This is a genomic window from Bacillus sp. FSL R12-0074, from assembly GCF_038005725.1.
Lineage (GTDB): Bacteria > Bacillota > Bacilli > Bacillales > Bacillaceae_G > Bacillus_A > Bacillus_A mycoides.
Genome location: NZ_JBBOTR010000001.1, coordinates 3,328,332 through 3,348,665 on the forward strand (window position 1 = coordinate 3,328,332; position 20,334 = coordinate 3,348,665).

Consider the following 20,334-nt stretch of genomic DNA (forward strand, 5'->3'; position numbering starts at 1 on the left):
TCTATCTCCTAACCCTTTTTAAACAATTTATAATAACTCTCTATCTCCGTTTTTATCACACAATTATTTCTCCAAAATATCCTCTGCATCTTTTCATTTGAAGTATGTGTGCTTCCGATGTAATAAGTAGCCCCCATTTCCTTTAACATATGTAAAGATTGAAGATGCAGTTGGGAAGCAATTCCTTTCCCGCGATAATAAGGCATTACCCCAAAGTAAAATAATCGTCCTTCACTTTCTGTTCCAGGCTCTATATGCGGTATGGACAAACCAATCGGCTCATTTTTATCATAAAAAACAATGCATGACTTTTCCCAACCTTTACCTAACTCTGTTTGCACTGAATGCAGATGTTCATCGACATTCAGAATTGACGGTCGATTTCCTGATTCCAACATACATTGCTCCCAAATGCATGTGAATTCTCTTTCCGATAATGTCCCTTCTTCTATCGAGCGATATGTATATTGTTTTTCAAGCGCCTCTATATTGTTCAACTCTCTACACACTTCTATCTTTGCCGCGTACAAATCAAAGCCCTCATCAAGTAACACTTTTACACTTGCGTTATAACTACTAAACCTTTTGTTTAATACAATACTCGCTCTTCTTAACTCCCAGTTAAAACAAACTTCTTCAAATCTACTTACCTTTTCTTTGTAAGTTTGTGCGCTATAAAAAACATCTTCTTCTATTTCTTCAATCGTTACTGCATTTGGTAAACCATTTAATACTTTTCTCGAAGGACCAAATAAATTTTGAACAACTGTAAGATCGTACTTCACCACTTTATTTCACCTACACCCGGCTCAATAAACTTCCCTGAAACCTTCTCATTTGAATCTATTACCCAATCATATATATTTTGTGCTCCTTCAGCCGGAGTCATATTCGCATCAAAGGCACCAATGTCAGTCTTTAATTTTCCAGGGTGAATTGCGGTTACACGAATTCCTTTATTCTCAAACTCTTGTTGTAAGCAGAGCGTTAACATATTTTGTGCGGCTTTTGCGATCCGATATGAATATGAGAACTTACCTTGTGGAAACTCTTTGTTCGCCATTTTATGCAATGAACCTAAACGAGAGGATACATTTATTATTCTTGGTTGATTCGACTTAGTTAAAGCCACATATGTACCTTTTACAGCTCGAATAACTCCTAAGCAATGAACATTAAATAGTTCCATTAACTCTTCAGAATTTGTACGTAAAATCTCGGTTTCCTTACCAGTAATTCCAGCGTTATTTATAACTAGATCAATATACTTTGTATATTCCTCCAGCTGGTTCTTAATTTGCTCCGTACTCTCATCAATCGATAAGTCTGCTAATATAGGAAAACATCTAGAACTAAACATTTTCTTCAATTGCGTTACCGCAACCTCAGTTCTAACTAGCGGATAAACAATATGTCCATTTTCATGAAACACTTTCACTAGCTGTAACCCTAATCCACGATTTCCACCTGTAATAAGTACCCTCATATATCCATCTCCTTATTTTTATAATAAATAAGAAAATCTGCCCACTTACCATTCCCCATAGAAAATGCCTCTCTCGTACATTCAAATGAAAAACCAGCTCTTTCTGCAAGACGAATGGATGGCTTATTATCGATATGTATATGTAATTCGATTCTATGAAATTGAAGGCCATTAAAAAATAATGGCAGCGCAGCTTTTACACTTTCTACTCCGTATCCATTTTTCCAATGTTGATTATGAATAGAGTAACCCATCATTGCCCATTGATAGTCCATACGTAAAATTTTTATAAGTTCTAGCTTTCCAATATTGGCGCCATCTTCTTTCTGAAAAATACCTAACACATACATTTCATCCCGTCGTGCCGCCTCATCAAATCCTCTTATCCATTCCGTAAACCATTCTTTCGTTGAAGACGACATGTCATGATAGCCATCATCGTATTTATATTGAGATGGTAACCTCTTATTGAATCCATCTAACCAACTTTCATAATCCTCTTTTTGAAATGGACGGATAATCAGTCTCTCTGTCTCTACTTGTAATAGTGGCAGCTTCATTTATATCTCTTCCTTTAATTATTAATTGAATATTCTTTATCATCTTACGCAAAATACAAAATCTAGTAAATTATTATGTTTTTTATAAACAAAAATCCAGTTATGGTTTATACATAACTGGATTCTTCATTATTTAATAACCTTTTATTTTACAAGAAAAACATCCCTTAATTCCCTCTTCAACACTTTCCCTAAAGCGTTTTTCGGTAATTCGTCCATAAATACAACTTCTGGTATTTTATAGCTTGCTAGTTTTTCTTTACAATGCTGAATAATCTCTTCTTCTGTTAAAGACGTTTGAATGTCCTTTACAATGTAAGCTGTTGGAACCTCCCCCCAAAAGTCATTTGGAATCCCAACTACTGCAACTTCTAAAACACCGTTTATTTCATGAATAACATCTTCTACTTGATCTGGATATACGTTGTCACCACCGCGTACGATAACGTCTTTATATCTTCCCATAATATGTAGAAATCCATCATCATCTATCATACCGGCATCACCCATGTTAAACCAATTATCTTTTACTACCTTCTTTGTTGCCTCTTCATTATTCCAATATCCTTTAAACATGTACGGGCTTTTCACGTGAATCTCTCCAACTTCATTTGTTGTTAGTTCATCACCTGTTTCTGGATGAACAATTTTCAGCTCTACATGTTTCAAAGTTTTCCCTACAGAAGACATTTTTTCTTTTCCCATATTTGGATGCCAAGAAGTTACTACCCAACCTTCTGTACTCCCATAACCTTGCACCATATAAATGCCTTTTTCCATATATTTTTGAATGAGTGTTTCTGGCATTTTTGTACCACCACTTTGCGCTACTTTAAAGGCCGAAATGTTGCGCTCTTTTTTATCTAATTCATCAAGCATGTAACTATAAACAGCTGGGAACGCAAGCATCGTAGTAATTTTCTCTTCTTCAATCTTATCCCAAATAAGAGTAGGGTTCGAATCAGCTAAAAAGACCATCGTAACGCCATGATAAATACAATTTAAAATAGAAAGCACGCCACTCATATGAAACAATGGGTGCACTGATAAAAAGCGTTCACCTGCTGGAATTTCTCTTTGTCCCGCAATTTCAGTAAAATAATGATGTAAGTTTTTATGACCAATTACACATGCTTTTGCCTGTCCAGTCGTTCCTGAAGTAAATAAGTAAATGGCATCATCATCTTCATGAACTTCCACATTCGGATCTGTTATTGGCTGTTCCTTTAATTTTAATTCAAATGAGCCAAATCCTTCTTTTGTCGTCTCAATTACATAAGGAATTTCTTTAACTCCATTAATCTTTAATACAACTTCACTAAATTCATCATCAATAACTAATACTTTTAATCTCGCTTCTTTTACAATCGATTCTAATTCATAAGCAGTAAGCTGATGATTAAGCGGAATAAATACCGCTCCAATTTTTAAGCTTGCCATCATAACGCTTGGAAACGGATGATTATTTTTGCATAGAATTCCTATACGATCCCCTCTTTTCACACCGGTATGTAACAAATAATGTGCAAGCTGATTTACTCGTTCATTATACTGCTGAAACGAATACCTTTTCTCTCCACCGATAAGCGCTTCCAAATTTGGTGACTGCATTGCTCTTTTTTGTAATAATTGTCGCATCGTTCTCAAGTAAAACTCCCCTTTATATATGTTAGGGTTTTTATTTTACCAGATTAATTATTAATTTACTAAAGATTAAACTTAGTGAATTTAAATGAAGTGAATCTTTAGTCGATGTGGGGTGTTCATCCCCACTGATTATTAGTCCACACCTTACGGACGGTTAATGCGGGATAAACAAAAATAGCCATCTACTTAACAAGTAAATGGCTATTTCTCCTTATATATTAGAAAACTCCTTATTCATCACATATTTCACATACTCAGGTGCACTTTTGTCAATCTCTTCATCACTGATTTCATATTCCGCACCATATAAATAAAATGATGGTATAAATTCCATTCCTGTATATAAGCTTGTAGCGTGGAATGGTTTCGTTAATTCATCCATTGTAATTCCGCTATTTTTATAGTCTTTTTCTAAGCCACCCATAGAAATAGCTAAACCAAATTCTTTCCCCTTCACTTTATCCCCTTTTGATCCGTAGGCAAATCCATATGTTAATACATCATCGAACCATTTTTTTAATAATGGTGGTGAGCTATACCAGTAGAGTGGAAATTGGAATATATATCGGTCGTGCTCTACTAACAGCTTTTGTTCTTCTTCAATATTAAATTCCCAATTTGGTGCCACTTTATATAATTCATGCACCGTTATTTCATCTGGATATTTCTCAAGTTCTTCTACCCATCTTTTATTAATTCGAGACTTTTCAATATCAGGATGTGCTACAATTACAAGTGTTTTCATATATTTTCTTCCCCCTTATAAATAATTCAAACGCTTTAGTATTAGTATGAATGAGTCACATATAATTGAAAAGTACGTACTTTAAAGTGCTATAGGAACCTTAAAGTACCTTTGGAGGTGTTATATGAATCAAAATGATAATTGCCCAATCGCAACGACACTCGACGTGATCGGTGGAAAATGGAAAATTCATATTTTATGTGTTTTGGCGGATGGAAAAATGCGAACAAATGAAATAAAACGAGAAATTCCAAACATTACACAAAAAGTTCTCACACAGCAACTTCGGCAACTTGAGGCTGATGGGATTATCCATCGTACTGTATATCAAGAAGTACCACCAAAGGTTGAGTACACAATAAGCGAACATGGAAAATCTTTAATGCAAATTATGGATGAACTATTTGAATGGGGAAAAGACCATCAAATGAAAAGATTACATGACTAGAAAAGTACTATAAATTTTGTTTAATCCTCTACGTTCATATTTCGTGTTTTTATAAAGTTTATTTTTATTTTCTTTAGGCTAACTTGTTTTCTTAGATTGATGGACGTGACCCCACATCCATCAATCTAAAAAGATATAATTAGAAAAATGAAATTCCTATAAAGTTTCGCATATAAACACTGCTCCCCCTCATTAAACGCTCGCCCTATTTTTTCGAATTTCAATTGTATGTAAGCTATAAAGGAGCACCCCTAAACTGAGAATTTTTTCATTATTAGACGCATTAGAACCTAATGTAATAGTAGGTACATTTAAGCCCATGAACCTTTCACTCCATTCTATAGGCATATATCCTTGCTTACCGATTGCTAATATACGCCCATCTATTGTACTAAGAGTACTTTGAATAAAATCAAACTCTACTTCTATATCGGACAATTTTGTAGCCTTATCAGTCAGCAAAGTACCACGTATCATAGTAAATCCTTGTATCATTTTTTCTTTAAACATACCAATCTGATTATAATTCGAATCATAGATTACCCAATCATATCCGTCCACTTCAGTATGAAAATATGCTAGAATTTTCCCGCTACTCGTTTCTAATGCATATACATCTTTATTATGTAAAAAAGGTATTACTGAAAAAAGAAGGTTAGATGAAACTATCTTTGTTCCTGCAACATATCCGCCATCAGGATGATATAAACCATATTGCTTGTTCCGCTTAGGTAATTCTAATACGACAAAAGTCTCCACATCCCAAAACGTCATATTACTTTTCACCGTATTCTTTTGTATCAAATTCCCTTTTCTTAACTGCCAAAATCCAATTCCAAAAAAGATAGAAGAAGCGATAACAAAAAAGACAATCTGCCCCCAATTAATATATCCCCAATCGTCATATACAGTGCATAAAGCGAGAATAAAAATACCCGCTCCAATTAACAGCTTAAACTTCCCTTTTCGCTTATAGTAATCAAATAATTCCATTTCTATATCTTCACCCCTTACTTCTGTTCTCTAACTATTAATATATCAAAAACATAGAATGCTCTCTATCCAAAAGTATGAGTTTCTCTACCTAGGTTATTTGTTACTCTTCATAATTATCAACTAAACAAATTTTGTTGCTGTCAATTGAGTTTTCATAAAATTTGTACATAAAGAACAGATAACTTAGCGAACATAAAAGCCTTTTACCAACAAACTAAGATGAAATGTTATAATATATGTAAAAGTCAATTTTTTTTGAAATTACGTAAAGTGATGTTCAAGATTATTAGTATGTTAGAAATTCCAAATAATTATAACGTCACCCGTTCAAATATTAATAGAGGTGAAATCATTGAAGAATCAATATATAGAAACACTTGTCGAAATCATGTTAAAGCATATACCCAATACAGCTGAAAAATCGATGTTATTTGCATTTTACAATGGGGTTGTCACGACATATAGTTACTTTCATTATGAATCTATGGAAGTATTTGAACATGGCTCAGAAGGGCTTCCATCTAATGAAATTATGGACAATATTCAAAGAGTACGTCATACTGGGAAATCGAACTGGACTGCATTTGTTTTAACTGTCAAAACAAATGGTTTATATGAAGTTGATTATTATGATGATTTAAATCCTACTTTAGAGTGCAGTTCTGCACTACTTTTGCTTGCATACAGCCATTATCATATTGAACCAACCTCTGATTTTGGTAAATCACAACTACAAAGCGCTATTAAAGCAGAAAGTTTTAAGAAAACGTTAAACTACGCGTGTATGAGGAATGACATAGAAACAGTTAAAGAAAAGTTAGTAAACATTAAATTATCTGCATTAAATAAAAAAGGACCTGATAGAAAAACGCCACTTCACATTGCTTGTTTAAATGACAACATTGATATAGTTACATTACTAGTGGAAGCAGGAGCAAATCTGAAGATTAAATATCATGGAGAAACACCTTTTTCCCTAGCATGCGGAAAAGGTAACGTAGAAATTATTAAATACTTAATTTCTAGAGGTGAAAATGCAAATGAAATAATGGTCGGAAAAGTCACTCCTCTTCATTTAATTAGTAAGTCTGGTAATCAAGAAATTGTTCATTATATTTTAGAGCGTATTACAAATATAAATGCGGTGACAAGCAGAAAAAGTTCAGCTCTCCACTACGCAGTGGATGATAACAATCTTGAAGCAGCAAAGGTTTTAATAGACAACAGTATTGATATGGAATTACTAGAGGAATACAAAAGGAGTGCATTAAGTCTTGCTTGCGACCGCAATAAACCAGAGATGGTAGCGCTGTTGTTAGAAAATGGAGCTAATATCCATAGTACAGGACAAGGAAAGGTTACACCGTTACATAGTGCATGTGAACGAGGCTTTATTGAAGTGGTTCGAGTGTTACTACATCATCAACCGAACTTACATGCGAAAGCAACATTATACAGTATGCCAAAGAATCAAAAATTAATAGAAACCCCCATAGAAACCGCTAAACGCCTTGGATACGATGAGATAGTCGACCTTTTGAGTTCAAACTTATGAGAAAGAATGAAAACGAAAGCAACATTTTTATATTTTAGAGTTAATACCATATCACTATCAAACTAATAAAAAAAATACTCCTTAAAAGTAAAAAACGCTATTCTCTCTGTAAATACGTAGGAAAGAATAGCACTTTTTATTTTGAAATAGAAGTCAGCATTTAAACTAAACATGCTAATATTGATTTTGTGCGATTGTCAGTTACCTCATAATAAATTTCTAACCCTTTCCGAGTACCTGTAACGACCTTTGTAGCTTTTAGTTTAGATAAATGTTGACTAATTGTACTTTGAGGCATTTGTAATGTTTCATACATTGTCGTTACGTTAATAGGACCTTTTGCAAGCATTATCTTTACTAATGATAAACGGACAGGATGCGCCAATACCTTTAATACTTCAGTGATTTCTTCATACATTTCTTTCATATTTTTTCTCCCCTTTTATATAACTATTAATGATATCCATATATATAATTCGAAAGGATATACGATTTTATGTCCGTCATTTTAAAAAATATTAAGAAATTCCTTCAGATGGAAGGAATCCCTCTGTTCAATATTCTATAGATTTTTCTTTCACTCGATATTATGTGGTAGGAGCTTTCCTTACTGAGACCCTCTACCGTTGTTCTCTTGCTGATTCCCATTATTTCCTTGTGATTCTCTTCCGTTGTTCCCTTGCGATTCTCTTCCGTTATTCCCTTGCCCATTCCCATTATTCCCTTGCGATTCTCTTCCGTTGTTTCCTTGACCATTCCCATTATTCCCTTGCGATTCTCTTCCGTTATTCTCTTGCTGATGCCCATTATTCCCTTGCGATTCTCTTCCGTTATTCTCTTGCTGATGCCCATTATTCCCTTGCGATTCTCTTCCGTTGTTCCCTTGCTGATGCCCATTATTCCCTTGCGATTCTCTTCCGTTGTTCCCTTGCTGGTTTCCATTATTCCCTTGGGACCCTCTTCCGTTGTTTCCTTGCCCATTTCCATTATTTCCTTGTGACTCTCTTCCGTTGTTTCCTTGCCCATTTCCATTATTTCCTTGTGACCCTCTGCCGTTGTTTCCTTGCCCATTTCCATTATTTCCTTGTGATCCTCTTCCGTTGTTCTCTTGCTGATTCCCATTATTTTCTTTTATTTGCTTCGGTTGTTGTTCATTAGATTGCTTTTGTTCTATATGCTCTTTCTTCTCGTTGCTTTCTTCTTTTACAGGAGATGCGTCCGATGATGCATCAGAAGATGACTTTTGTTGTTCTTGATTAGACGGAGGTGCAGGTGGAGTAAGCGATTTTTGCTTCTCATTCTCTTGTTTTATATAAACGCCCGTTCCAACCCCTGCTTTCTTGGCATCCTCCCGCATTTGCATCGTACTGCTTTGATATTCAACTGTAATATGTTTTATCTCATACTCTTTCTTTAATTCCTGCATAACCTTTTCCAACTGTGGTTCTAGCGACTTGTCCTTTGCAACAGCTGTTAGCATAACTTGCTTATCATTCGTTAAGTACTTATCCTCTTGACTCTGCTTTATAATAGTGCGTATCACATCTTGCAGATGCTTATTTTCCCACCCTTTCATTTCTTTTAAAATACGCCTTCCGTCATCATTACAAGCCCGCAAATCTATAACACGAAGATCTTCCGTTACGCTCGCCTCTAAACTTGGATTTATATCAACTGAGACATAAGCAAACACTTTTTCTTCTGGTTGATTGTAGAAAAACAGCAATACGCATAGAAAACCAGCAACAATTACTGTTGTAGGCTTTAAGAAAGGTGGCATTGAAAAACGCGGTGCTCTTTGCTCTTGTTCGTTAAACGAGATTTCCTCTCCAATCATGTAAGAGTGTACTTTTCTTTTAAACGTAATAAACTCTCCATTTGGAGTTAAAACAACTACGTTATGTTTCTTTATATCCATCACAATTCCTTTATTCATCATGCTTCTCCCCTCTTATATAATCCAGAATATATGTATAGTTGTTTGCAAAGATAATACACATCGCAATAATGTATTTTCGATGTCGCTCCAACGTTTTACGACTTACCCTAACACGTGGTTCAATATGTTTAAGGGGTAACTTTTTCTTTCGGAACAGCTCTTCCATCATTTTCTCGTCTTTTATAATAATCTTTACAATTTCTATTAAGTGCTCACGCGTATCACGATGCTTAGGGGATTCCTTAGCAAGCTCTGAAAATGTGATTTTAAACTCAGCTAGCACACTTTGAAAATGAAGAATTTCCTCTTTACGGTTACTATTTTCCATCTCTTTCATATACTCCGTAAGCGATACTTGTATTTCTAATATTTCCTCTTGCTTATCTTCTTTTAAAAAGACAAGATTATGCTTAGACTCCTTGCGTATATAGTCAATTACATCTCTTTTTATAAGAAGATCAGCAAACGCTAGAAAAGATTTTCCTTTTTTATATGAATACTGTTCAATTGCTTCGTTAAACGCAAACAATCCAATACTATATTCATCATCCTGTTCTGTAATGTACCTGCGGCAGACAGACGAGATTGATTTTCTAATAAACGGCTGATACTGTACGATAAAAGCTTCCTTATCTCCTCCGTTGTTTTGTATGTTAAATACGATATCTTCTATTTTCGTTTTTTTTAAGATTTTCATTACTAAACTCAACACTAGTAATCTCCCTGCCTCCTTCTGCTTCAAATAGCAAAATGGCCACTAAACAAGTGACCATTTAACCACATTTTCTTAGTACTTTTCTTTGGGCTTGTCTTCTTGCTGGTGCTCATATTTTTCGAGGCCGACTTTTTATATGACTATTTTTTCCACTTGTACTAAAGTGAAGTCTGTATTTTGTATTACTTTCTTGTTTTCTTTTGCAATACCACTTGTTCTTCTTGCTCTTTTCTATTTTAGCTGCAATCTTTGAATAACTCTTCGCTATATTTTTGGTAATTTTAGCTTTTTCTTTCATTTGTTTTCTTCTACTGTTTTCTTCTACTTATATATATTCGAAGGAACAAATAATTTTATGGGGGTCAAAAAAATATTTTTTATAAAATAGTTATTTTTTCAAAAATAAAAACCATCAATTGGAAGAAACTCGTTATAACTCCTCCTTATGGTAATTCCTTTGTAAACCTTTTTATTTAAATGTATAATTGTATTAAAAGTCTAAAATTTCAGAATCGGAGGGCAGCGTCATGAAAAGTTTTGGTACGTTAGTAATCTCTACCGTCATTTCAGCAGGCTTAGTGTATTATAATATCGATTCCTTTTATAATAAATTTACATCCGGGAATACATATTACTGGGTAAACGGTATCCTAGCTGCTGGATTCCTTATATCCTTAATTATCAACATAAAAGATATCCTCAAGAAAAACTACACAACTTCTGAATCAAATTAAGGAGCCTATTATGGTTCCTTTTTCTATGCAAAATAAAAAAGCAGCTGTTAAGCTACTTTGAATTCTTCTTATCCCCAAATGAAATGATATATATTCTCCCGTTACACGTTCATTAATTCCAGCGATCCTAGCGAATCTCATTAAGTTCGCCCCTTGAAGAAAATACACCGAGATCGTAACTGGTACTTGTGACCACATGAATTGATAAAGCTCATTCACTCTCTGATTCTTCGAAACGATTAAATCATTTACAGGTCCATGATTCCATGCAGAGGTTTGAACTGAAGTGAACGGAAGGTCTTTCCCATTAACCACTATTCTTACCACACTTTGAGTTATGTCCACAACAATCCCCTCCACCATTACAAAATTTAAGCCTGTTTCTATACTCATATTCTTGATTAATAATAAATGTTTAAGGCAAACCCCTATTTTCATTTCTACTCAAAAACAATTTATTTGATAAAATAAAAAAGCAGCGGATTCGCTGCTTTAAAATCTACATAACTCCCTTTTCTTTTGCTCTCTCATAAAGAACCGTGCGGCTTACACCTGTAACTTCACATATCTTCTTTACTGTAAGCTTGTTTTCCTTTCGGTTTGCAAGCAGATCTAAAGCATGTTCCATATTAGGATTATCATCATCGTACTTCTTAGGGCGCCCTTTATAAACACCACGCTCTTTAGCTAGTTCAATACCTTCTCGTTGCCGCATTCGAATTAGGTCACGTTCTAACTGATTAACACCAGCCATTACAGTGAGTAGGAAAGTGCTGTATGGATTATCGCTTGTAGTATCAAGCCAATTGTCTTTTAACGACTTAATAGAAGCGCCTTTTTCTTTAATTGTTTCTATAAGTTTAAATAAGTCTTGTGTACTTCTGGTAATACGTGCTAATTCAGTTACTACAATTACATCACCTTCACGCAGATTGTCTAACATACGTAATAACTCAGGTCTGTCTGTTGTAGCCCCGCTAACTTTTTCTTCAAACACATAATCACATCCATAATCACTCAATTGTTTGAGTTGCCTTGCTAAGTTCTGATCTTGTGTCGATACACGAGCATATCCAAGAATCATTCTATTTCTCCCCTTTGTCTGTAAATTAACTATAGCTTAATAACAGCATTTAATTTCCGTACATGTAAACCGAACATGAAGAGAGTTGTAAAATAAGATAAGTATTTTACATATGTCTAAATTATGAACGTATGCAATTCTAAATAAGTACACCCATAGCGGACGTTTCATTCTTTATTTTCATTCGCTGTGTTCATTTGTTTTGTTATCTTTCCTTAACAAGAAATCAGACCAGAAAATCCATAAAAAGAGCGCTTTTCTTCAAAGCACTCTCCAATAGGAATTTACCATTCTCGACGCTTATCACAATCACAGTCACGATCATGATTACGTTTACGACGACATTCATCACAATCACAGTCGCGGTCACGTCTACAACGACGGTCATCACAATCTCTGCGTCTGCAGAACATTAAATCATCCCAAAATCTATCACAATCTCGGGAACGTCTGAAATTACAATTACATCCCATAAATATAATTACCTCCTCTTAACTCTAGGATTCATCATATTCTATGCTAAAAAACAAAAACAGCTTGTTTACTAGTCTACTTTCTGCATTTTAAAGTAATAATGTTATTATCTAATCTTTAAGTTTCAAATCTATTTTACCCCTTATCTTTCCTTAACAGCAAACAAGACGCCACCCAGATCACGGCAGTGCCTACGAAAATTGCTATACACTTAATCAAACTCATTTATCCTCACATTATTTATTTCTTTGCTTCCATACCCCATTCTCTTTACGATAAGTATTCTTTCCATTCATGAAGTCAGCTGTATTACCAGGAATACTATATTTCTTATTCTTAGCCTTCTTCTCCAGCCTTTTTTCTTCTTGAATAGCTTGCAAATCCGCCTTCCATTGTTTCAACAAATCCTTTTCACGTCGCATCGAATTTGTACCCCTTGGATTAAAATGTGAACCAAATAATTAGATTCTTCCTATTTTAACAATAGGAACTTTTTTTGCTGGCATTATAGGATTTTCTAAGATGAATAATTGGATTGCGATGCTTAGGAGTGTAGCAACAGTCTTACTAACATTGTTATTATCAGTGTTTTTAACACTAACTTTGATTGTGGGTTATGCATTAAGTTAAACGTAGTTTTTTATGAGTAAAACTCAATATTCCGTCAATAATATAGATGACATTAGATTTTTCTCCTTGTTCCCCCTTGGAGATGAGCAGTTAGTTTTTGCTAACTGCTCTTATATTTATAACAAAGATAAGATTCTTTAGAATGATTCTTCTTTATTTCTCAATATAAGGAGCCTTGGATTTTCATTAAAACTCCTGTAGTATATGAACAAAGAGTAAGGTAAGAGTTACTCTTTGCCATTTTAGGAGAGGTTCTGTTGGAGACAACAGGACCTTTTTTCGTAAAGAGATGATTTTGTTTAATTTCTCACCACTAACCACAAAAAAATATCTTATAATCTTTATATACTAAATTAAATTAAAAGATTAGGAGTAGATCAAATGCCAGTTACACTAGAACTTATTCTTTTCATTCTTATAGCAATTAGCGCTGTTGGCTATTTAGTAAAAGAATTTCAAAAAACTAGGAAAAGAACACTTGGAATTCCACTAGAATTCTTGGTTCTTTTCTGGTCAATATGGAGAATATCGACTATCATAATCTGATTTGTAAAACATGAATTCCTTCGAATAAAAATCAATATTATGTCCATAATGTTGATAGGCTGTATGCCAAAATCCATTTAGTTTTCTCTGTATCTCCTTGTATTGAGCAGTTAGTTTTTGCTAGCTGCTCTTTTATTTATGAAAAAAGATAAAATTTTTTATAATGATTCTTCTTTATTTCTCAATATAAGGAGCCTTGGATTTTCATTAAAACTCCTGTAGTATATGAACAAAGAGTAAGGTAAGAGTTACTCTTTGCCATTTTAGGAAAGGTTCTGTTGGAAACAGCGGAACCTTTTTTCGTGATTTAAAGGTACTAAGACAAAATGAAATATTTACCATGAAGGTAATTGTTAAATATTTTACGCTTATACAGTATAATGGGATAGTTATTGTGTATTGGCATTAAGAGGAGCGTCCTGATTAAGCGCTTCTCTTTTTTTATAAAATAGCTCCAAATTACTTGGACACATTTACCAGTTTATTCAACACAAATATCATGTTAAAATCCCTTGTGAATACGACATAACTCAACTTGGTGAAGCCCTGTAATATTTCCTATAGGGCTTCTTTTTTTACAAGCAGTTATTTCATTACGCTGACTACCTTGTTGTGCAAAATAACGATTTTGTTCACTTTTTTGATACATTTATAAAACATTCATATGTTATCTTCAGTAAGTTCTATTTCCTTTATAATCTTGTGTGAAGTATACCAACGAACGAAGCCTAAAAAACTCTAATGAAGTGATGAAAAAAAACTAATTTCTCTACAAAACATTGAGAAATTAGGCTTTTCAATAGAAAAAGTAGCATTCATAAACAATGAATACAGTTTAACTCTTCAATTCTATTTTCACAGATTCATATATTCTTCTAAAGTCAGTTTTTCCTTATATATATTTTCAGCAATATCTCCTACATAGCGAATATGCCAAGGTTCATATGCATAACCCGTAATACTTTCCTTCCCCTTAGGATAACGAATGATAAACCCTGCACGATGCGCGTTTTCTTTCAGCCATTTTCCTTCCTTCGTATTAGCAAAGGATAGCTCTAGTTCATTGTTCGCACTTTTAGAAGAAACATCCATCGTTAACCCTGTTTGATGTTCGCTATGCCCTGGCTTTGCAGAGAAGCGATCCGTATGCTCTTGCCCTTTCTTTTTAACATTGTTGGCATACAGACCTTTTTGATACTCATAGGAACGAAATCCTGAAACAGCATTCAACTGGATCCCATCTTGCTTAGCTAAAAGGAATAGTTTTTCTAACGCTTCCGCTGCTTCTTTACGAAGATGACTCTTTTCTACCGTTCCACTAAATGAGAACGGTACATTTGGTACAACTAAATCCTCTGGCATATAGTCTTCGGGTAAACCATATTCCTTATTTACTACAGCCTGTATACTAGCAAAGGAACTTGCTATCTTATTTGAGGTCCCATTTTGCTTACTATTTTTTTCTTTATTTATGGAGTTTTCACTAGTTTCATGGTTTGTCTTATATGGTTCTTTACCAATAGATATATTGGTGTAAATGATAAAGATACCTAACATTACTACTATACAAGTTAAGGTTCCTACTAATTTAAGTCTCATCATTCATTTCCTTCCTGCAACTCCTACTGTTACTCATTCATCATACTTCAACCATATCAAATCCATATTAATTCCCTGTGAACTTTTCTTCATAACGTATTCCTTAATAGATTGATAGTATATCTTCCCTTTCTTTTGGCACCCTTAAAATATCAGCTCTATTCATACATGTAGAAAAATAATCTAAAAATTTGTATAATAAGATAAAAAGTGTAGCATTCTATTATAGAAAGGTCTTGGTATAATGCTAGGTATTGATGTCAAAAAAACAAAAGAAGAGTTAATTATTTCATGGCAATTTGCGGAGGTCACGATTCCATTACGTGATGTGATTGAGGTTACCGAAGAGGCTACCTATGCGGGTGTTGAAGAACCAAGTGCAATCCGTATCGGAACAGCATATGGGACAACTGATCGTATATTAATTAGAACTGTAAAACAAAATTATGTATTATTTACTACGAATAAAGTGTCGATTTTAAACGCAATTCACGCGTAACAATGAGTAGATAAACGCGCTTAAACAAAGTTCAAGTGAAATAAAAAGGTGCAAAGTCATAGAATTGACTTCGCACCTTTTTTAAAACAATCTATATGAATGAAAATTCCCTTTAACATTTCAGTAAGGCCAAAGCCACTTCTGTCACACCATACTACTTTGTGCCCCATTTATCTAAATTGAAGAGATAACGCTCTCTTTTTTTGATAAAATTATCTCTATAATGATAGCAGGAAAGGATTTGTTGCTTTATCACGGCAGAAAAAACACAGTTTGTAAAAAAAGAGCATTATATCCCCCAGTTCTCTATGAGACCTTTTGAAATAGCTAAGGGATTTTGTCTCACAGTGAATTTAGAAGCAGACACTTTGGAAGCTAAGGAAAAGAAAACAGGGAATTATTACAACAACTCAAAAATAATCAAATAGATTAAAATACTGTAAATAGGACTAAATTATTAACATAAAAATAAGCACATCTTGTAAAAAAACAGATGTGCTTATTTTTTAATTTTTATGCATTTTTACGTTTTAGGAAAATCACTCCACCAACAATTAACAATAATGCACCTGCAGCCATAGAGATCCAACTTGTAAGGTCAGCGCCTGTTTGCGGTAACCATCCAATTTTAGATTGAATTTCTTTCTTAGGTTGTGGTTGCTCTTTAGGTTGCTCTGATGTTGGAGTATTTTTATCTTGATGCGGCTGTTCTGGTTTTGGTTGCTCCGGTTTTACTTCTTTAAATTTCACCGTTTGACCCTTATCTTCGATGTCAACGTGTATAGCTACCAAGACATTATCTTGATACAATTCTTCAAACACTACCACTTCTTTACCTTGTAATGCAGAAGCATTAAATGTGAAATCTAATGTGATAGAACCATTTTTCTCTTTTGCAGTAAACTTAGATTCTACTGTTACTTCTTTACCATCAACTAATAATGGTTTTTTTGTTGCTTTATCCATTAGTTTGCCTTTTACTACGTACTCTTTACCCACGATTAAGTCTTTGTATTCCACTTTATCTTGGATTGTTACAGTTTTAGAAGCGTCTAACTCTTTAGAACCATCAGCTTTATTTGTAGCTGTCGTTTTAATTGAAGGCTCTACAAATCGAACTGTTTGACCTACATCGTTAATGTCAGCGTGAGTTGCAATTACTTGCCCTTCATGCAATAAGTCTTCAAACACAACTACTTCTCTTCCTTGCTGTTCAGCACCAACGAAAGTAAAATCTAATGTTACAAAACCATTCTTTTCTTTTGCAATAAATTTAGTCTCAGCTGTTACTTCTTTACCATCAATTAATAATGGTTCGTTAATAGCTTTGTTCATTAATTTTCCTTTTACAGTGTACTCTTTACCAACAACTAAGTTAGTGTACTCCACTTTATCCTGGATTGTGATAGAATCCTTTGAATGAATCTCTTTTCCTCCATCAGCTTTGTTTGTAGCAGTTGTTTTTACTGATGGCTTAACGAACTTAACTGTTTGACCTTTATCATTGATATCAGCATGTGTCGTAACAACTTTTCCGTCTTTCAGTAACTCTTCGAATACTACTACTTCTTTTTCTTCTAAACCAGTTGCATCAAAAGTGAAATCTAATGAAATAGAACCAGCTGCTTCTTTTGGTGTAAACTTCGTTTCAGCAGTTACTTCTTTACCATTTACAACTAATGGTTTATTAGTTTCTTTATCCATTAATTTACCTTTTAAAGTGTACTCTTTACCTACTTGTAGGTCTTTGTATTCCACTTTATCTTGGATTGTTACAGACTTAGAAGTGTGCATTTCTTTTGTACCATCTGTTTTATCAGTAGCTGTTGTTTTTATTGAAGGAATCTTTTCATCTTTGACAATATGTTTAATAATTTGACCATTCTCTTTGATCTCAAAAGAGAACGTTTCTTCATTCAATACATAACCTTTTGGTGCAACAGTTTCTTTATATGTGTATTTTCCAAATGGTAACTTTTCAAATTTAGCGATACCTTTATCGTCTGTTTTTCCTTTTACTACTTCTTTCCCTGCTTCATTATAAATAGTGAATTCTGCATTTGGAAGCTTGTTGTTTCCATCAGCTACATCTATCTTTGTAATTTCTAAATCACCTTTGATAAGATGATTAACTGCCAATAACTCAATAATTTTTCCATGTTCCTTTATTTCGAACACAATTGGTTCTTTAACAAGAACGTAACCGTTTGGGGAAGCCTTTTCTACAAATGAATATTTACCATACGCTAAATCTTTGACGTTAACTTCACCATTTTTATCTGTCTTATATTCCCCAATTACTTTCCCGCTTGCATCTTTTATCTCGAATACTGCACCTTCTAATTTTTTACTGATATCTTCATTATCTACTTTTAGTAATTTCACACTACCTTTCACTTCTGTATTTTCCACTGTAAAAGTAAGTGTTTTATTGTGCTCTTTAATTTCAAAAGGATACTTTGTTTTATTTCCAATATATCCATTAGGTGTTTTTGTCTCTAAGAAATAATATTTACCATACGTAAGACCATCAACATTTGCAATTCCATTTTCTTTTGTTACTACTTTTTTCACTTCTTTTCCATCTTCAGTAAAGACCGTGAATTCAACATTAGGTAACATCTTACTTGAATCACTAAGTTTTTTTATTTCGATGTTACCTTTTACTTTGTTGTTTACTACTTGAACAGCTCCTATTTCCCCTGTCTTAACTTCAATAGTTTGTGGTTTATCACCTGAAACATAACCTGTTGGTGCTTTAATTTCTTTTACTGTGTAAGTACCAATTGGTAGGTTATTTAATTCTGCAGTACCATCAGCACCCGTCGTGATTTTTCCAACTGATTCATTATTTGCATTAAAGACTTCAAATACTGCACCAGCTAATATTTCTCCATTTTCCCCAACCTTTTTAATTTTTAAAGAACCAGCAGCTTCCCAATTTACTGCAAGGTCACTACTAAGCTTTTCCTCATTTCTTTCTAGTAGCACTGTAGCATTCTGAACAGTATCAGTACCGCGATAAGCAATTGCTTGAACTTTAGTTAAATTTGCAGCAACACTTAGATTAAATTCACCTGTTTTTATATCTTTAGGAATTTGGATACGGAATTTTTCCCCAAGTGAAAGCTGATCTTTCACTTCTCCATTTTCACTAACAATTTTAACTCCATTAGGTGCATTTTTCGCTACTACTTTATAAGAACCACTCTTAGCATTTGTTTGTACTGTGTATAGGTTTGTTTCAAAAAACTCACCCTTTAATTCTGCCTTTTGCTTTTCAGCAGGAATCACATTCATAAAAATATCTTGAGTATCTTCACTTGTATTTGCAGCATTAATAATTGTCTTAGCCGCTTTTTCAACATTTTTATTTTCATGCTTTAATTCATTTACATCAAGTTGACCTAATGCATTCCAAACCGCAAGCTGAGTTGCATAATGTGCTTCATTCTTATTAGCTACTCCCAGTTGTTCTATACTTTTTTGTGGGAAACCATTTAATAGAACCCTATATACTACATTATCTGTTTTCCCCATTTCAGGAAGATCTTCACCATTTGGTGATTTTAAGCCAAGAGTTAAACAATAAGCAATTTGACCGCTTGAATTTTTAATAATTTCAGTTCGAATGTACTTACCTAAACTGTTGCTATAACTCCAGTTCATTGAATACTTTTCATGCGTCATAACCTCCGCATTTGCCTCCGGTAGAAACACATTAAAGAATAATGCTAGTACTGATAATAATGCAAAAACTCTTTTAACAACTCTTCTCCCCAATTTTAAAACCTCCCTAGATAAAATGAACCCGATGTATTATTCAAATATTTAAAATAATCACAACGAAGATTTTTCATATTATAAGACATAAAGTTACAAATATTATATTATTTTTACAAATTATTTATTTTCTCAACAACCACTATAAATTATAATATTAAAACATTCCATTTCACAAAAGTAACAATATTAGGATACCTTAACAAAATAAGAAACTTGGTAAAATACTAGAATAACGGTAGTTGGAGTACGGAAACGATTCTTGGCATGAAGGACCACTACAAAGATATTTTAATATGTAAACAAATATTTTCAGATTGAATATATGTATTAATAATGAAATTTTATTGCATTTACACCTGCAATGTTTATATAAAAGATAGTAAATTATGTTTTTATAGGATTTTTTCTATTAGTTTACTGGAAATTTGCATTATTATGTGACAATAAATATCATTGTATTTAATATAAAATGATATAAAAAAAAGGGGTACGTAAATAATTATTAGAACTTTCAATCAATTAATTATACTAAAATTAGTATTAAGAATATTAGTAAAAAAGTAACAACGTTATTACTAAGTTCGAATATTGGTCTAAGTACCCTAGCATCTCAATGGTAACCTCTTGAATACTTTTACGTTTTTAAATAAATTAAAATAACAAAAAAATAATAATTTTTAATTTTTTCTTTGTAATTTAATAAGTTGCATGTTAATATTGCGAAGGTTATAAAATGGATTTCGCCATACACAATGTTTTTTCGGAATATTCACTCCAGAGAAACGTAACTATTTCAGTAATTTGCTTCATCTTTTACCTATACAAGGGCTACTTTCAATTTTTTTGTTCATAAGTAAAAGTAACTTTTTATTTCTATCTTCCTCATCGATT

18 protein-coding genes and 1 pseudogene are annotated in these 20,334 nt (G+C 33.4%); 4 read left to right on the forward strand and 15 right to left on the reverse strand.

The annotated features are described in order from the left end of the window. Positions 1-8: 8 nt before the first annotated feature. The 5 genes from NSS97_RS17310 to NSS97_RS17330 all read right to left on the reverse strand — a co-directional run bounded on the left by NSS97_RS17310 (position 9) and on the right by NSS97_RS17330 (position 4,438). Positions 9-785, reverse strand: a complete 777-nt coding sequence (locus NSS97_RS17310; RefSeq protein WP_131929406.1) for a GNAT family N-acetyltransferase — start codon at positions 783-785, stop codon at positions 9-11. Next, positions 782-1,486: an SDR family NAD(P)-dependent oxidoreductase gene (locus tag NSS97_RS17315; protein WP_088039858.1), complete on the reverse strand. Its 705-nt coding sequence runs from the start codon at positions 1,484-1,486 to the stop codon at positions 782-784. The genes NSS97_RS17310 and NSS97_RS17315 overlap by 4 nt, the downstream gene beginning before the upstream one ends. Further along, positions 1,483-2,046: a GNAT family N-acetyltransferase gene (locus NSS97_RS17320; protein ID WP_002142553.1), complete on the reverse strand. Its 564-nt coding sequence runs from the start codon at positions 2,044-2,046 to the stop codon at positions 1,483-1,485. The genes NSS97_RS17315 and NSS97_RS17320 overlap by 4 nt, the downstream gene beginning before the upstream one ends. A gap of 144 nt (positions 2,047-2,190) precedes the next feature. Next, the gene (locus NSS97_RS17325; protein ID WP_044443249.1) at positions 2,191-3,693 is read right to left on the reverse strand and encodes a class I adenylate-forming enzyme family protein; all 1,503 of its coding nucleotides are present in this window, start codon (positions 3,691-3,693) and stop codon (positions 2,191-2,193) included. Positions 3,694-3,904: 211 nt separating this feature from the next. Continuing rightward, positions 3,905-4,438 carry an NAD(P)H-dependent oxidoreductase gene (locus NSS97_RS17330; protein WP_012261316.1) on the reverse strand — a complete coding sequence of 178 codons (534 nt, stop codon included), beginning with the start codon at positions 4,436-4,438 and terminating at the stop codon, positions 3,905-3,907. A 124-nt stretch (positions 4,439-4,562) separates the two neighbouring features. On the opposite strand from NSS97_RS17330, the gene NSS97_RS17335 reads away from it, so the two are divergent. After that, entirely contained in the window at positions 4,563-4,886 is a 324-nt protein-coding gene (locus NSS97_RS17335; RefSeq protein WP_002167925.1) for a winged helix-turn-helix transcriptional regulator, read from the forward strand. Between the two features lie 192 nt (positions 4,887-5,078). Here the strand turns inward: NSS97_RS17335 and NSS97_RS17340 are convergent, their stop codons facing one another. After that, positions 5,079-5,879, reverse strand: coding sequence for a hypothetical protein (locus NSS97_RS17340; protein ID WP_044443246.1), 801 nt, complete (start codon positions 5,877-5,879; stop codon positions 5,079-5,081). A gap of 355 nt (positions 5,880-6,234) precedes the next feature. Here NSS97_RS17340 and NSS97_RS17345 point away from each other — a divergent pair, with 355 nt between their 5' ends. Next, positions 6,235-7,437: an ankyrin repeat domain-containing protein gene (locus NSS97_RS17345; RefSeq protein WP_044443245.1), complete on the forward strand. Its 1,203-nt coding sequence runs from the start codon at positions 6,235-6,237 to the stop codon at positions 7,435-7,437. A gap of 160 nt (positions 7,438-7,597) precedes the next feature. Here NSS97_RS17345 and NSS97_RS17350 read toward each other — a convergent pair whose 3' ends face one another. The 3 genes from NSS97_RS17350 to sigI form a co-directional block, all read right to left on the reverse strand. Beyond that, positions 7,598-7,864: an ArsR/SmtB family transcription factor gene (locus NSS97_RS17350; protein ID WP_002167922.1), complete on the reverse strand. Its 267-nt coding sequence runs from the start codon at positions 7,862-7,864 to the stop codon at positions 7,598-7,600. Between the two features lie 180 nt (positions 7,865-8,044). Next, entirely contained in the window at positions 8,045-9,373 is a 1,329-nt protein-coding gene (locus tag NSS97_RS17355) for an anti-sigma factor domain-containing protein (protein ID WP_341113609.1), read from the reverse strand. Next, on the reverse strand, positions 9,366-10,088 hold the full coding sequence (sigI, locus tag NSS97_RS17360) for an RNA polymerase sigma factor SigI (RefSeq protein WP_002128341.1): 723 nt from the start codon (positions 10,086-10,088) through the stop codon (positions 9,366-9,368). Before sigI ends, NSS97_RS17355 begins: the two co-directional genes overlap by 8 nt. Positions 10,089-10,618: 530 nt before the next feature. On the opposite strand from sigI, the gene NSS97_RS17365 reads away from it, so the two are divergent. Next, positions 10,619-10,825: a hypothetical protein gene (locus NSS97_RS17365; protein WP_044438759.1), complete on the forward strand. Its 207-nt coding sequence runs from the start codon at positions 10,619-10,621 to the stop codon at positions 10,823-10,825. A gap of 68 nt (positions 10,826-10,893) precedes the next feature. On the opposite strand, the pseudogene NSS97_RS17370 reads toward NSS97_RS17365, so the two are convergent. The 5 genes and pseudogenes from NSS97_RS17370 to NSS97_RS17390 all read right to left on the reverse strand — a co-directional run bounded on the left by NSS97_RS17370 (position 10,894) and on the right by NSS97_RS17390 (position 15,158). Further along, positions 10,894-11,263, reverse strand: a pseudogene (locus NSS97_RS17370) (hypothetical protein). Between the two features lie 61 nt (positions 11,264-11,324). Next, positions 11,325-11,909, reverse strand: coding sequence for a recombinase family protein (locus tag NSS97_RS17375; protein ID WP_107887982.1), 585 nt, complete (start codon positions 11,907-11,909; stop codon positions 11,325-11,327). Between the two features lie 284 nt (positions 11,910-12,193). Further along, the gene (locus tag NSS97_RS17380) at positions 12,194-12,382 is read right to left on the reverse strand and encodes a hypothetical protein (RefSeq protein ID WP_002137395.1); all 189 of its coding nucleotides are present in this window, start codon (positions 12,380-12,382) and stop codon (positions 12,194-12,196) included. Positions 12,383-12,619: 237 nt separating this feature from the next. Next, entirely contained in the window at positions 12,620-12,805 is a 186-nt protein-coding gene (locus NSS97_RS17385; protein ID WP_002137396.1) for a hypothetical protein, read from the reverse strand. A gap of 1,609 nt (positions 12,806-14,414) precedes the next feature. Next, on the reverse strand, positions 14,415-15,158 hold the full coding sequence (locus NSS97_RS17390; protein WP_033709884.1) for a M15 family metallopeptidase: 744 nt from the start codon (positions 15,156-15,158) through the stop codon (positions 14,415-14,417). A gap of 244 nt (positions 15,159-15,402) precedes the next feature. Here NSS97_RS17390 and NSS97_RS17395 point away from each other — a divergent pair, with 244 nt between their 5' ends. Further along, positions 15,403-15,657, forward strand: a complete 255-nt coding sequence (locus NSS97_RS17395) for a SunI/YnzG family protein (RefSeq protein ID WP_044438768.1) — start codon at positions 15,403-15,405, stop codon at positions 15,655-15,657. A gap of 513 nt (positions 15,658-16,170) precedes the next feature. Here the strand turns inward: NSS97_RS17395 and NSS97_RS17400 are convergent. Continuing rightward, positions 16,171-19,440 carry a VaFE repeat-containing surface-anchored protein gene (locus NSS97_RS17400; RefSeq protein WP_044438770.1) on the reverse strand — a complete coding sequence of 1,090 codons (3,270 nt, stop codon included), beginning with the start codon at positions 19,438-19,440 and terminating at the stop codon, positions 16,171-16,173. Positions 19,441-20,334 lie beyond the last annotated feature (894 nt).